The sequence below is a fragment of the Aeromonas sp. ASNIH4 genome, from assembly GCF_002934425.1.
Taxonomy (GTDB): Bacteria; Pseudomonadota; Gammaproteobacteria; order Enterobacterales; family Aeromonadaceae; genus Aeromonas; species Aeromonas hydrophila.
The window spans coordinates 3,281,244-3,294,446 of the sequence record NZ_CP026217.1; the positions used below are offsets into that span (position 1 = coordinate 3,281,244).

The 13,203-nt window shown below is 57.2% G+C and carries 12 protein-coding genes; 6 read left to right on the forward strand and 6 right to left on the reverse strand.

The window, feature by feature from the left end:
• Window positions 1–122 precede the first annotated feature (122 nt).
• Window positions 123–1,520: an alpha-amylase family protein gene (locus C2U40_RS15065; protein WP_181014915.1), complete on the forward strand. Its 1,398-nt coding sequence runs from the start codon at window positions 123–125 to the stop codon at window positions 1,518–1,520.
• 172 nt (window positions 1,521–1,692) lie between these two features.
• Window positions 1,693–2,442, forward strand: a complete 750-nt coding sequence (locus tag C2U40_RS15070) for a lytic transglycosylase domain-containing protein (RefSeq protein ID WP_199773247.1) — start codon at window positions 1,693–1,695, stop codon at window positions 2,440–2,442.
• Window positions 2,443–2,566: 124 nt separating this feature from the next.
• Here C2U40_RS15070 and aqpZ read toward each other — a convergent pair whose 3' ends face one another.
• From aqpZ to C2U40_RS15090, 3 genes are all read right to left on the reverse strand, one after another.
• On the reverse strand, window positions 2,567–3,253 hold the full coding sequence (gene aqpZ, locus C2U40_RS15075; protein WP_103829146.1) for an aquaporin Z: 687 nt from the start codon (window positions 3,251–3,253) through the stop codon (window positions 2,567–2,569).
• Window positions 3,254–3,578: 325 nt separating this feature from the next.
• A complete protein-coding gene (ruvC, locus tag C2U40_RS15080) occupies window positions 3,579–4,100 on the reverse strand; it encodes a crossover junction endodeoxyribonuclease RuvC (RefSeq protein ID WP_005298649.1) in 522 nt (173 codons plus the stop codon).
• 273 nt (window positions 4,101–4,373) lie between these two features.
• The gene (locus C2U40_RS15090; protein WP_103829148.1) at window positions 4,374–5,282 is read right to left on the reverse strand and encodes a Gfo/Idh/MocA family protein; all 909 of its coding nucleotides are present in this window, start codon (window positions 5,280–5,282) and stop codon (window positions 4,374–4,376) included.
• Window positions 5,283–5,469: 187 nt separating this feature from the next.
• Between C2U40_RS15090 and C2U40_RS15095 the strand changes: the two genes are divergently transcribed.
• Window positions 5,470–6,003 carry a DinB family protein gene (locus C2U40_RS15095; RefSeq protein WP_103829149.1) on the forward strand — a complete coding sequence of 178 codons (534 nt, stop codon included), beginning with the start codon at window positions 5,470–5,472 and terminating at the stop codon, window positions 6,001–6,003.
• Window positions 6,000–6,434: a hypothetical protein gene (locus C2U40_RS15100; RefSeq protein ID WP_039215533.1), complete on the forward strand. Its 435-nt coding sequence runs from the start codon at window positions 6,000–6,002 to the stop codon at window positions 6,432–6,434. Before C2U40_RS15095 ends, C2U40_RS15100 begins: the two co-directional genes overlap by 4 nt.
• A 75-nt stretch (window positions 6,435–6,509) precedes the next feature.
• On the opposite strand, the gene C2U40_RS15105 is transcribed toward C2U40_RS15100, so the two are convergent.
• A complete protein-coding gene (locus C2U40_RS15105; RefSeq protein ID WP_103829150.1) occupies window positions 6,510–6,725 on the reverse strand; it encodes a hypothetical protein in 216 nt (71 codons plus the stop codon).
• A 415-nt stretch (window positions 6,726–7,140) separates the two neighbouring features.
• On the opposite strand from C2U40_RS15105, the gene C2U40_RS26145 reads away from it, so the two are divergent.
• Together C2U40_RS26145 and C2U40_RS15115 are read left to right on the forward strand one after the other, a co-directional pair.
• The gene (locus C2U40_RS26145) at window positions 7,141–7,962 is read left to right on the forward strand and encodes a hypothetical protein (RefSeq protein WP_146054385.1); all 822 of its coding nucleotides are present in this window, start codon (window positions 7,141–7,143) and stop codon (window positions 7,960–7,962) included.
• Window positions 7,959–10,112, forward strand: coding sequence for a UvrD-helicase domain-containing protein (locus C2U40_RS15115; RefSeq protein ID WP_103829152.1), 2,154 nt, complete (start codon window positions 7,959–7,961; stop codon window positions 10,110–10,112). The genes C2U40_RS26145 and C2U40_RS15115 overlap by 4 nt, the downstream gene beginning before the upstream one ends.
• A gap of 93 nt (window positions 10,113–10,205) precedes the next feature.
• On the opposite strand, the gene C2U40_RS15120 is transcribed toward C2U40_RS15115, so the two are convergent.
• Both C2U40_RS15120 and C2U40_RS15125 read right to left on the reverse strand, forming a co-directional pair.
• Window positions 10,206–12,629, reverse strand: a complete 2,424-nt coding sequence (locus C2U40_RS15120) for a YgiQ family radical SAM protein (RefSeq protein WP_103829153.1) — start codon at window positions 12,627–12,629, stop codon at window positions 10,206–10,208.
• Between the two features lie 137 nt (window positions 12,630–12,766).
• Complete coding sequence (locus C2U40_RS15125) at window positions 12,767–13,135, reverse strand: hypothetical protein (protein WP_011705202.1); 369 nt, start codon at window positions 13,133–13,135, stop codon at window positions 12,767–12,769.
• Between the last annotated feature and the right edge of the window lie 68 nt (window positions 13,136–13,203).

Sequence of the window (13,203 nt, forward strand, 5' to 3'; positions counted from 1 at the left end):
ACAGATCCGCACAGTCCGCTTTGAAAGTGCTCACAAAATCGCCGCCCGGTGATTGCTGGCAAGACAGGCCGGTGTGAGGCTCTGGGTGCCCATCTGGGCACCCAAAACAAGGACTGACAATAATGAAACACACAGCGGGAATCTGGGCGATCGCAGGCATGCTGATCGCTCCTTTGGCACATGCCGACGTCATACTGCACGCCTTCAACTGGAAATACAGTGAAGTCACCGCCAAGGCCGATCTCATCAAGGCCGCCGGCTACAAACAGGTGCTCATCTCGCCGCCCCTCAAGTCATCGGGCAACGAGTGGTGGGCACGCTACCAGCCGCAGGATCTGCGCCTCATCGACACCCCCCTTGGCAACAAGCAGGATCTGGAGCAGCTGATCACCGCCCTGCAGGCGCGGGGCATCGCCGTCTATGCGGACGTGGTGCTCAACCACATGGCCAACGAGAGCTGGAAGCGCAGCGATCTCAACTACCCCGGCAGCGAGCTGCTGCAAAGCTATGCCGCCAACCCCGGCTACTTCGAGCGGCAGAAGCTGTTTGGCGATCTGGGCCAGAACTTGCTCGCCGGCCAAGACTTCCACCCGGAAGGGTGCATCAGCGACTGGAACGATCCGGGCAACGTGCAGTACTGGCGGCTGTGCGGCGGCGCGGGCGACAAGGGGCTGCCGGACCTTGACCCCAACAACTGGGTGGTGAGCCAGCAGCAGGCCTACCTCAAGGCGCTCAAGGGGATGGGGATCAAGGGCTTTCGGGTCGATGCGGTCAAGCACATGAGCGATTACCAGATCAACGCCGTGTTCACCCCCGAGATAAAGCAGGGGATGCACGTGTTCGGCGAGGTGATCACCACCGGCGGCGCCGGCAGCAACGATTACGAGCGCTTCCTCAAGCCCTATCTCGACAGCAGCGGTCAGGGGGCCTATGACTTCCCGCTGTTTGCCTCCCTGCGCGGGGCGCTCGGCTATGGCGGCAGCATGAACCAGCTGGCGGATCCGGGGGCCTACGGCCAGGCGCTGCCGGGCAGCCGGGCGGTCACCTTCGCCATCACCCACGACATTCCTACCAACGACGGCTTTCGCTACCAGATCCTGAACCCGACCGACGAGAAGCTGGCCTATGCCTACCTGCTCGGCCGCGACGGTGGCTCGCCGCTGGTCTATTCGGATCACGGCGAGACCCAGGCCAAGGACGGGCTGCGCTGGCAAGATTACTACCTGCGCAGCGACCTCAAGGGGATGATCCGCTTCCACAACGCGGTGCAGGGCCAACCCATGCAGCTGGTCGGCAGCGGCGACTGCTTCGTGCTGTTCAAGCGCGGCAAGCAGGGGCTGGTCGGCATCAACAAGTGCGACTACGAGCAGGAGTACTGGCTCGATACCGCCAAGTTCGAGATGAACTGGTATCGCAACTACCGGGACGTGCTCGACCAAAACGCCGTGGTCAACGTGCAGAGCCAGTGGGTGCGGGTCGCCATTCCCGCCCGCAGTGCCCGCCTCTGGCTGCAGGAGTAAACCGGCAGTCGCCGCGCGAGGCCGCCACCGGACGGCCTCTCTATTTGGTCTGCTGCTGCTATTTTCTCGGCCGAGTGCACGGGTCGGTCAGGGCGGGCTTGTTCTGCCCGCGCCGTGATGCTTTACTCAACAAGGCTAACGAGGCTGAAGGAGCAAGCCGTTGAAAGCATGGATGTTGATGGGATTGATCCCGCTGTTCTCCTCACCCGGCTGGAGCCAGACACCCGTCCCGGCCGAGGTGGTGATCCTCACCGCCGAGCCACCGGCACCGCCCCCCGCGGCGCCCCCCGTCACCCTGCACACCCCGGGCGTGCTGCCTCCCCCCGAGCCGGCCAGCCCCCCGCTGCCACCCGGCACCCGCCAGATCCAGGTCTACAAGTCAGTGCAGAAAAACGGCGTGGTGCGCTACTCCGACATGATGCCGGAGCAGGGTCACTACGAGCTGCTGCTGTTCAACGACTGCTACGCCTGCGACCCCGACTCCAAGGTCAACTGGCACACCACGGGGCTGTTTCTCTATGACTACGCCAGCACCATCCAGGCGGCGGCCAAGGCCTATCAGGTGGAGCCGGCCCTCATCCGGGCGCTGATCCACGCCGAGTCCGCCTTCAACCCGCTGGCTGTGTCCCGCAAGGGGGCCATGGGGCTGACCCAGTTGATGCCGGCCACGGCGCGGGAGCTGGGGGTGGGCAACGCCCTGCTGGCGGAGCAGAACATCTTCGGCGGGGTGAAATACCTGGCGGGGCTGCTCAAGCAGTATGGTGGCAACGTGGCGCTGGCCACCGCGGCCTACAACGCCGGTGCCGGCGCGGTGCAAAAGCATGGGGGTATTCCCCCTTATGCTGAGACTCGTGCCTATGTGGAGCGGGTGCAGCTGCTGCGCCAGCGCTACAAAGACATGCTGAGCGCCAAGGGGTTGTAAGCCTCTCCCCTCTTGCCGGCGACCAAGTTACCCTGCGGGCCCTTGCGGCCCGTTTTCGTGCCCGCCAGAAACAAAAAAACACGCCCGGGGGCGTGTCGATACCACACTTTGTTGCCCTGACGGATCAGGCTTTGGTCGCGATCGCGCGATAGGCCAATGCACCCAGAATGGCACCGACGATGGGCGCAACCCAGAACAGCCACAGCTGGCCCAGTGCCCAGTCCCCTACGAAGAAGGCCACGCCCGTACTGCGCGCCGGGTTGACCGAGGTGTTGGTCACCGGAATGCTGATGAGGTGAATGAGGGTCAGGCACAGGCCGATGGCGATGGGGGCAAAACCGGCCGGGGCCCGGCTGTCGGTGGCGCCCATGATGACGAACAGGAAGAAACCGGTCATCACCACTTCACACACCAGCGCTGCCAGCATGCTGTAGCCGCCCGGGGAGTGCTCGCCATAGCCGTTGGAGGCAAAACCCGCCGCCAGATCGAAACCGGCCTGACCGCTGGCAATCACATAGAGCACCGCCGCTGCCGCAATCCCGCCCAATACCTGAGCGACCATGTAGGGCAGCACGCCGGAGGCCGGGAAACGACCGCCGGCCCACAGACCAACGGTCACGGCCGGGTTCAGGTGACAACCCGAAATATGGCCGATGGCGTAGGCCATGGTCAGCACGGTCAGGCCGAACGCCAGCGCCACGCCGAGCAGGCCGATGCCGACGTTCGGAAAGGCGGCGGCCAGCACGGCGCTGCCGCAGCCCCCCAGCACCAGCCAGAAGGTGCCCATGAATTCAGCTGCAAAAGGTTTCACTTCTCAACTCTCCCAATGATGGATGAAGCGGGAGCCTGCGGCTCACCGGGCCGCACCACGCGGCCGGCGCACATTATGGGAGTCCCGATCGGGCAAACGAAGGGAAGCGATGAAGGCCTAAAAACGTGACTTGCATCACAAGCTGTTGATTAACTGAGAAGATTATCGTTAGCGCCCGGACGAGCTGCACCTTGCGGCAGGCAGGCAGTGCGACAGCTTGTGACTCTGTTGAGGCTTTTGCCGACAGCCGCCGCTGCCAGAGGGGCAACCAGCCGGCACATGGCCGCTTGCCTGAGATTGCCGGTATCAGACCGGCAATCTCAGCTCAGCGGTAACGACCGCGCACCGATCCCGTGCTGCGCCCGGCCATCTTGATCAGGATCTGGCGGGTATGGAAGTGACAGAGCGCCACCCCGAGGGCATCTGCCGCATCCGCCTGGGGGGTGGCCGAGAGCTTGAGCAGATGGGTCACCATGTGCTGCACCTGCTCCTTGGCGGCGCCGCCGGTACCCACCACCGCCTGCTTGATCTGGGTGGCCGAGTATTCGCTCACCGGCAGCAGGGCATTGACCGCCGCCACGATGGCGCTGCCGCGAGCCTGACCCAGCTTCAAGGCAGAATCGGCATTGCGTGCCATAAAGACCCGCTCGATGGCGAACTCGTCCGGCTTGAACTGGGTGATGATCTCGCTCACCCCGTCATAGACCTGCTTGAGGCGCGACGGCAGCTCGCCCAAGTCGGTGCGGATGCAGCCCGAGCCCAGGTACTCCGCCTTGCCCGCCACGATGCGAATGACCCCGTAACCTGTGATGCGCGAACCCGGGTCTATCCCCAAAATGATGCTCATGGACGGGCCACCCTGGCCATCATGGCGGGGATCTGCTCCCGTTTGGCAAAGGCAGCCAGCCGGCCACCCCGTTTCAATAGCTGGTTCATCACACTCTGTCGCTCTGCTGGCAGTTCATGGCCGCCAAGATAGCAAACAAGCGCCCGCTTGGCTTGCCCGGCAGCGCCCCCGCCAATCAACTGCGCAGGGATGCGCCATCTCATACAGTGGTCCGGCGATTTTTTCGCCCGCGGCTCCGCCCATGGCCCGGGCAAACCGGCGCGGTGATCACCCTCACTCCCCCGCCAGGGCCACCAGTTGCTCTGCCAGCCGGTGGCCGTGCAGGTAACTCTCAATCAGCGCCCCGTCGGCCCGTCCCGTCTCAATCTGCTGATACCAGTGGGCCAGCATGGCAACGAAGCCCCGGCTCGCCAGCACCGACTGCCAGTCGCCCGGCGCCAGGGTCTGCACGGTTTTATCGCGGGCCATCGTGCCCCGGGTGCAGTTTTCGATATGCAGGGAGAGGTTGTCGCCATAAGCATCGATACGCTCCTCGGTGAGGCCGGCGCTGCGGTTCATGCTGCCGCTCACCGCCACCTGCCCGCTCTGCCAGGCCACGCTCACCCCGGCCAGCAGCGCCGGCTGGCGGGTACAGCGCCGCAACACCGCATGCAGATCTCCATCAGGCGCGCCGCCGTAGTAGCAGAGGCTGTCGAGCACATGGATGAAGTCGTCAAACAGAAACGAGCGCGGCGCCCCCGGCAGGGCGTGGCGGTGCTTTTGCCAGTTGAGCTCGGTAAGCAGCTGGCCGCGGGCCGCGCTCATGGCGGGCAGATAGCGGCGGTTGAAGCCAACAAACAGCGGACGGTTCTGCGCCAGCGCCAGGTTGGCGAGCTCCTCTACCCCGGCAAAAGTGTCACACAGCGGCTTGTCGACAAAGGTGGGGATGCCGGCGCGCAGGCACTGGGCAGCAAGCTCAAGGTGCACCGCGGTGGCGGCGTGTATCATCACCGCATCCGGGTGGCTTGCCAGCAAGTCGCCCAGCTCGGTGAAGCTCTCGGCGATCCGGTACTGGCGGGCCAGCTTATCCAATACCGCTGGATTGCGGGTACAGAGCAGCGGGGTGACTCGCTCATCACTGGCAAGCAGCGGCAGATAGGCTTTCTGGGCGATATCACCAAGACCTACGAGGGCAATGCGCATGGGGACTCCTTGTGGCGGCGGGTTATGGGCGCCGTTTTATCCGGCAACGGCTGACAGGGTAGCATCCCCGCCGACCCGGACACAGCCGGTGGCTGGCCCAGCCCCTCCCTCTTCCCGGGGAGTGTTCTTTTTGGCTCCATCTGGCTAAGATGCCCGCTTTTGGACATAAGAAACGCCAAGGAGTGCCATGCCAAGCTCAACCCTGCTCTCGCTGTTTCGCTACAAGGCCTGGGCCGATGGCGAACTGCTCGACGCCCTCGCCACCCTGGATGCCGCGCAAGATGGCGAGGCCCACCACACGGCCCTGCGCATCTTCAACCATATCCATGTGGTCGATGCCATCTTCAAGGCCAATCTGCTGGGGGAAAGCCACGGCTTTAGCGCCACCAATACCCCGGAGACGCCGACCCTGGCGATGCTGCGCAGCGCCATTGGCAAGCTGGATGCCTGGTATCTGGATTACGTTGCCGACCTGAGCCAGGCAGATGGCGAGGCCGTGCTCTCGTTCAACTTCGTGGATGGCGACAAGGGACAGATGAGCCGCGCCGAGATGCTGCTGCACCTGGTGACCCACGGCGGCTATCACAGGGGGGCGATTGGGCGGATCCTGGTGCAGTGCGGCATCACGCCGCCGCGCGATACCCTGACCACCTTTTTGCATCGCAGCGAACCCGGGCGGCGGGGCGATGCCACCCTTGCAGATGACAAGGCCCGCCCATGAAGCGCGCCTGTCTGCGGCTCATACCGCTGCTGCTGATCGGGCTGCTAAGCGGCTGCGCCGCCGCCATCGATCACTACTCGGGGCGCTTTCGCAACACCCTGGCAGCGGGGGAGACCCGCACGACCATTCGCGCCGAGCTGGGCGATCCCCAGCTTTGCCAGCAGGCCGCCTTTCTGACCGAGGACAAGGTGCAGGGCTGCGATCGCTTTACCGTGCTCGGCAAGATCCACAAGCGCGCTGACGGCAATGGCCAGGCTACGGCGAGCGCCGTGACTATGGGGCTAGGGGAGCTGATCCTGATACCCATGACAGTGGCCGGCGTGGCGGCGGATTACACCCAGCGCCACACCCTCACCGTCTATTACAACCGGGACGATCACTATCTGTTCCACACCCTGCTCAATGCCAAGGGGCAGGAAGTGTGGCAATAAGGGGCAATAAAGTGGAACGCTTTGCTGCCCCCTGGCCAGGTGACAGCCGTTTACCTGATGACTCGGGAGATCCCGTCAAGTCTGCTCTCTGCGATCCAGCCACTTGCCCACTCTGGCCCCCAGCTCGGAGCAGACCAGCGCCGTCACGGCGGCCCAGAGCATCTGGTTGCCATCAAAGCCCGCCTGCTTTTCAAACAAGAAAGGCACCAGCAGATTGAAGCCGATGATCCCGAGCAGCAGCCCAAGGCCGCTGCCAATCTTCTCTCTTCTGGATCGGACTTTCACCGCCATCTGATTACTCCTGATTCGGGGACGCTGCAATATCTATAGGGAGAGACCGCTATGCCTCCCCTACTCTGTTACCAGCCGCCAAGATAGCAAAACCATCCCCGCCTGACTGCTTTGCTCGCCTACTCCCAAGCGCTTTGATGATGTAGCTCAAAAAACGATAACTTTCTGATGCTTGTGTCAGTGCTGATGCTCGCCTTAGCAGTCTCGTTTGGCTTACCATGACCATCAGAACCTGTTGAGCTGCGATGGGTTGCTGCCCTCGTCGGTCAATGGAGCATATTGGAAGCTGTAATCCACGGGCGGTAGCGTGGGATTTTGTGGTCTGACGTCTCACACCGAAAGGTGGGTGTCCCAGTTTCCCCAATTAATTTTATTACTTAGATGTATCCCTTAATTATTTGAGCGAGTTTATTCAATGAATTTCATTCAAGAACCTTCATCAGAAGAGCCATTATCTCAAGGAGATATAATTTTATGGCGTGATAGTAGCGCATCTTTTGAAAAATTAGGTATTGTTGTAACCGCAGATTGTGATTTGGTTAGGAATAAGCATTGGGGACGGGTAAGTGTCGTGCCAGTTCTCTCAATAGATAAATACTTCTCAGATTTGTTCATTCCAAACCAACTGGGAATTTTAGAAAGAAAGTTAATTGAAAAGTTCAAAGAGCATATAAAACATGCAATTAATGAAAATGGTGAAGAGCCAGACGAGAGCCTTATATCATCATTAATAGGATTAGATGCCCTGCCAGAAAAAATCCTGACCAAGGGTAATGGAAAGCTTCAGGAACTACACGAGGTAATAAGAGAATCTCAAGATCTATCTAAATGCAATGATATTATGAAAACTTATGAAAAGGCACTGAAAAACTCAAACCCAAATGCCAGTTCAATTGATAGAATATCTTCTTTCTTAAATTCCCCTCCTGGAGATTGCATGATACTCCCTCCTTTTTCTGGTCTAGAATCAGTCCCACATGTGGCATATATTAGAATGCTACGCGAAATCGATGAGACAAACATAGCATTAAAAAATAGTGATTCATCCACCGAAAAAGGCCAGCGAATAGGCCGCCTCATGCCAGAAATAAAATATCGCCTAACACAGATGCTGGCTCAGGTATTCTCTGACATTGGATTACCAGAAGAATATGAAGATTTATTAAAAAAAGAGAGTAAGATGTTCATAGATAAAGCAAAAGAGAGCAAGCAAGTTATATTGGTGGGGGAGTCATGATTAAGTATTATCTTGTTTCAGAAAATGCAGCAGAGAAATTAGCTTTATGTGCAAATAGTCTTTTGGTAGAGACTCTATGTGTCCCCCCCCCCGCTGAAATATACAGCCACACAAAGGAAAACATAAGATACATCTGTTCACTCAAAGATGATATAAACTCTAGATTTGCTATACTATCTGCCAGCTCATTGAGTCTCTTTAATGATGGCATTGAAATGTCTGAGGTTTTTGCACGTATTTTCAGGGCAATTAAGGCCTCTGAAAAATTCCCCATTAGACTCCCAGTTTCATGGTGTGAATATCATTATAAGTCACTGCTTTCATTTTTTGCAGTTAAGGATTCTACTGTATATTACAGATGGATTGTGGAAGTAAATGCGCAACAGAGAGCACTTATTTTTCATGAGCTAACATCATCTGAAAAAATATTAACTTTAGAAACCTTCAAAACGCCAAAAACACCTAACTTCAGAACTTGCTTCGATGAAATAATAACCTCTCATCAAAGTAAATATAATGTGAGCATCAATGATTTTAAAGGAGTAGTTGATTTTGACTCAATAGGTTCGGTAGCTATTTCAGCGATGAAAACCTATGAGGAATGGCTGCCTCTCCTCCACAGCAGACAGAATGATGTGTTAGAACTCCCCCAAAATACCAGTGTAAGTATTGTTGGGCCCGCCGGTAGTGGGAAAACACTGACCCTGTGCTTGAGAGCACTGCAAGAGATTAAGTCTGCAGAAAAAGAAGGCCGAAGTGTAAGAGTATTATTTGCTACTCACAGTTGGGCTATGGCAGAGAGAATTGATGACACAATAATTGCATTAAATGCGGGTCAACCCGTTAATGGAATTACAGTATATCCATTATTGCAGATATTAAATGATATCCTTGGTGGATCCATGCTCCAAGGATTAAAACTGCTCGGTGCTGATTCAACAGAAGGACGGAACTTACAGGTTTCATATTTAGAAGAGTCATTGCATTCAATAAGTGAGATAGACAAAGAAATTATTAGAACGCAAAAAATCTCCTCATATATTGAGAAAGCGCTTCAGGGAGAAACTGCAGAAAAAAATGAGCTCATTGAGAACATATATGAAGAAATAAATGGCATATTGTTGGCAGAAAATATAATGCCAGGGGACAGAAGAAAAGAAGACGAGTATTTATCAAGATATAGAGGCGATGATTTACCCCCCTTTGAATTCAGAGGTGATCGGTGCTTAGTTTTACTTATTTACAAAAAATTCCTGTACCGTTTGATTGAAAGGCAATATATAACAACAGATCAACTTGTTAGTGATGCAACAAAAATTCTTGAGACCTTCTCTTGGGGACTAAAGCGAGAGAGTGAGGGTTATGACATAATCGTTGTTGATGAACTTCAATTATTCGATGCACAAGAACGGTTCTCTTTATCTCTGTTATCATCCTCTTTGGATACTACCACATTTATAACTGCTGAGGATCCTAGCCAAGGATTATTCTCTAACATAATGCCTAATTGGAGAAATGGCATACCATCATATCGTAGTGATAGAAAAAGCATCAGACTAAATAAGTCTGTTCGATTCACCCCCAGCATATTGCAACTTATATATAAATTGTATTCCGCATTCCCATTAAACGCAGAAAAACTAGAAATAGATGAAGAAATTAATCCCAACACAGATAAGCCCTTCATTGCATTGGAAGCCTCGCCAGAAGCAGCCATAGAAAAATCTTGTTCAATAGTGAGTGAACTTAGTGGTCAGCTAGATCCAGAGTCGCGTCTAGCCGTTATAACCCTGAATAATTCATTAGATGAAGTTATCCTAAAAATGAAGAATAAAGGTATACAGAACATAACTAGAATTTCAGGGCTTGATGATGTAGAAAAGTTAACTTACTCAAAGAGAACTATAGTTGTAGGTGAATGGCAGTATTTAGGAGGAACACAGTTCACACATGTCTTGATTGTTGCACCTGAGGGGACTACAGCTTCTAGTGCTTTTGCTAAAATTAGAGAGTTGACTGCACTTTATGTAGCAGCAAGTAGAGCATCTAGATGGCTCAGAATAGTTATTTCTGGAGAAATACATCAGGAATTAAAAAGTGCGATAAAAGATGGTATAGCACTATGTCCTAACTATGAAATATCCTATTGATGACATGCTAAAATATTATTATCTAAACTTCTCATAAAAAAGGCGACCATCCGGTCGCCTTTTCTATTTCTATCGTCTTCCAATCAGAAAATATTACCGCGCCGGTCGCTTGGCTCCATTGCCTTTGGCCGCAGGCTTGCCGCCCTGAGTGGCAGGTTTAGCCCCCGGCTTGGCGGAGCCGGCGCGGGTCGGCGCCTTGCCTTTGTGAGCGGGTTTCCCCTGCCCTGCCGGTTTACCCTGACTTGCGCCCTGTCCAGCACCCTGTGCGGCAGACTTGCCGTTGCCAACCCCTTTCTGGAGCTGAGAGCCCACCGGTTTGCCATTGCCCGCCTTGCCGCCGTTTCTGCTGGCCGCCGGAGCATTGGCTGCACCAGCCTCGCTGCGGGCGGCCTTGTTGCCCGTCCCGTTGCTGCGCTGATGGGTGATGGCACTGTGGCGGGTCAACGCGGGCTTGAGGCCCTTGCTGCGGCTGCGTTCGGCCTTGGCTTCGCCACGGCCTTCCGGCGGCACCAGGCAGTCAGGGCCGTTGCCAATCAGGTGACCCTTGCCCATCTCCAGCAGGGCCTCGCGGATCATCGGCCAACCGGCCGGATCGTGATAGCGCAGCAGCGCCTTGTGCAGGCGACGGCGACGCTCCCCTTTCACCACGAACACGTCCCCGCCCTGGCGGCTCACCTTGTTGAGCGGGTTTTTCTCGGTGTAATACATGGTGGTGGCGTTGGCGAGCGGCGACGGGTAGAAGTTCTGCACCTGATCGAGCTTGAAGCGGTTGGACTTGATCCAGAGCGCCATGTTCACCATGTCTTCATCCGTGGTGCCCGGGTGGGCCGAGATGAAGTAGGGGATCAAGTACTGCTGCTTGCCCGCCTCTTTGGAATACTTGTCAAACAGCTCCTTGAAGCTGTAGTAGCTGCCCATGCCCGGCTTCATCATCTTGGAGAGCGGGCCCTCTTCGGTGTGCTCCGGCGCGATCTTGAGGTAACCGCCGACGTGGTACTTGGCCAGCTCCTTGATGTAGCGCGGATCTTCCACCGCGATGTCGTAGCGCACGCCGGAGGCGATCAGGATCTTCTTGATGCCCTTGAGGTCGCGCGCCTTGCGATAGAGGTTGATGGTCGGGCTGTGGTCGGTGTCCATGTGCGGGCAGATGGTCGGCCAGACGCAGGAGGCGCGCCGACAGGTCTGCTCGGCCTTGGGGCTCTTGCAGCGCAACTTGTACATGTTGGCGGTGGGGCCGCCCAGATCCGAGATGACGCCGGTAAAGCCCGGTACCTTGTCGCGGATCTCTTCGATTTCTTTCAAGATCGACTCTTCCGAGCGGCTCTGGATGATGCGCCCCTCGTGCTCGGTGATGGAGCAGAAGGAGCAGCCGCCGAAGCAGCCGCGCATGATGTTAACCGAGGTCTTGATCATGTCGTAGGCCGGGATCTTCTCGTTGCCATAGGCCGGGTGCGGCACCCGCTGGTAAGGCAGGCCGAATACCCCGTCCATCTCGTCGGTTTCGAGCGGGAAGGCGGGCGGGTTGACCCAGATGATGCGATCGCCGTGCGCCTGCGACAGGGCGCGGGCGCAGCCCGGGTTGGTCTCGTGGTGCAGGATGCGGGACGCATGGGCGTAGAGCACCTTGTCTTCCTTCACCCGCTCGAAGGCCGGCAGCTTGACGTAGGTCTGCTCCCACGGCTTTTGCTTGGCCGGCTGTACCAGGATGGGCTTGGCCTCCTGCTCCACCGGCGCGGTGCCTTCGTCATCGCTGCAGGGCGCCCCTTCCATATAGGGGTTGGGAATGGGATCGATGCGGCCAATCTGGTCGAGCTTGCTCGAATCCACCCCGCGCCAGCCCGGCAGCGGCTCCTTGCGGATCACCGCAGTGCCGCGAATGTCCTGCATGGTGTCGATGGTCTCGCCACCTGCGATGCGGTGCGCTACCTCGATCAGCGGCCGCTCGGCGTTGCCGTAGATGAGGATGTCGGCCTTGGCGTCGATCAGGATCGAGCGACGGATGGTCTCGGACCAGTAGTCGTAGTGGGCGATGCGGCGCAGGGATGCCTCGATGCCACCGATGACCACCGGGACCTCTTTATAGGCCTCTTTGCAGCGCTGGGTATAGACCAGGGTGGCGCGGTCCGGCCGCTTGCCACCCACATCCCCCGGGGTATAGGCGTCGTCGTGGCGCAATTTTTTGTCGGCGGTGTAGCGGTTGATCATGGAGTCCATGTTGCCCGCCGTCACCCCGTAGAAGAGGTTCGGCTTGCCCAGGCGCATGAAGTCATCTTTCGATGACCAGTCCGGCTGGGCGATGATGCCGATCCGAAAGCCCTGGGATTCGAGCATGCGGCCAATGACCGCCATGCCGAAGCTCGGGTGATCCACGTAGGCGTCGCCTGTCACCAGCACGATGTCGCAGCTGTCCCAGCCGAGCTTGTCCATCTCCGCGCGGGACATGGGCAGGAAGGGCGCAGTGCCGTAGCACTCGGCCCAGTAACGGGGATAGGAGAAGAGGTTGGTAACCGGCTGCATTTTGACCACCTGGAACAATTCGGGTCGCGCATTATACCGGCAGAGCAAGGCGGGGGCGACGGCTTTTTGCCCCTACGATAGATGCGGAAAAGGCGAGCCATCGGGGCTCGCCTGAAAAGTGCGGGTCAATTGTTGGCTCAGGCCAGGACGCGGGCCAGCACGATGCGATTGTAGTGGCGCTGCAGCAACTGATAGCCGCCCAGCAGGCACCAGACCAGGGCGGGCGCCAGGAAGACCGGGTGGGTGGCCAGGCGCAGCATCAGCAGGCCCAGCAGGATCAGCGCGAACGGCCGGCTCTCGTAGAGCCACAGCGGCCAGCCCTGCTTTCGCAGTTGCTGCTTGTCGGGCCGGCGATAGGCGCCGCGTCGAAACCAGGCCAGCGAACCGGCCAGATAGAATGCCAACCCAGCCAGCAACAGCCCCGGCTGATCGGCAATCCCCAACAACAGCAAACCGCTGCCCATGTAGGCAAAGGGCAGCGGTTCATAAATGGCTGATGGCAACATAGCTCACCTCAACATTAAACTGGCTATATATTAACCCGCTTACCCGAGGATGCCATCAGCTTGCAGTG

What these genes read in the sequence shown, in the direction of transcription:
- C2U40_RS15065 (WP_181014915.1), top strand. Translation starts at nt 123, where the DNA reads ATGAAACACACAGCGGGAATCTGGGCGATCGCAGGCATGCTGATCGCT.
- C2U40_RS26145 (WP_146054385.1), top strand. Translation starts at nt 7,141, where the DNA reads ATGAATTTCATTCAAGAACCTTCATCAGAAGAGCCATTATCTCAAGGA.
- C2U40_RS15095 (WP_103829149.1), top strand. Translation starts at nt 5,470, where the DNA reads ATGCCAAGCTCAACCCTGCTCTCGCTGTTTCGCTACAAGGCCTGGGCC.
- C2U40_RS15100 (WP_039215533.1), top strand. Translation starts at nt 6,000, where the DNA reads ATGAAGCGCGCCTGTCTGCGGCTCATACCGCTGCTGCTGATCGGGCTG.
- ruvC (WP_005298649.1), bottom strand. Translation starts at nt 4,100, where the DNA reads ATGAGCATCATTTTGGGGATAGACCCGGGTTCGCGCATCACAGGTTAC.
- C2U40_RS15105 (WP_103829150.1), bottom strand. Translation starts at nt 6,725, where the DNA reads ATGGCGGTGAAAGTCCGATCCAGAAGAGAGAAGATTGGCAGCGGCCTT.
- C2U40_RS15115 (WP_103829152.1), top strand. Translation starts at nt 7,959, where the DNA reads ATGATTAAGTATTATCTTGTTTCAGAAAATGCAGCAGAGAAATTAGCT.
- C2U40_RS15120 (WP_103829153.1), bottom strand. Translation starts at nt 12,629, where the DNA reads ATGCAGCCGGTTACCAACCTCTTCTCCTATCCCCGTTACTGGGCCGAG.
- C2U40_RS15070 (WP_199773247.1), top strand. Translation starts at nt 1,693, where the DNA reads ATGTTGATGGGATTGATCCCGCTGTTCTCCTCACCCGGCTGGAGCCAG.
- C2U40_RS15125 (WP_011705202.1), bottom strand. Translation starts at nt 13,135, where the DNA reads ATGTTGCCATCAGCCATTTATGAACCGCTGCCCTTTGCCTACATGGGC.
- C2U40_RS15090 (WP_103829148.1), bottom strand. Translation starts at nt 5,282, where the DNA reads ATGCGCATTGCCCTCGTAGGTCTTGGTGATATCGCCCAGAAAGCCTAT.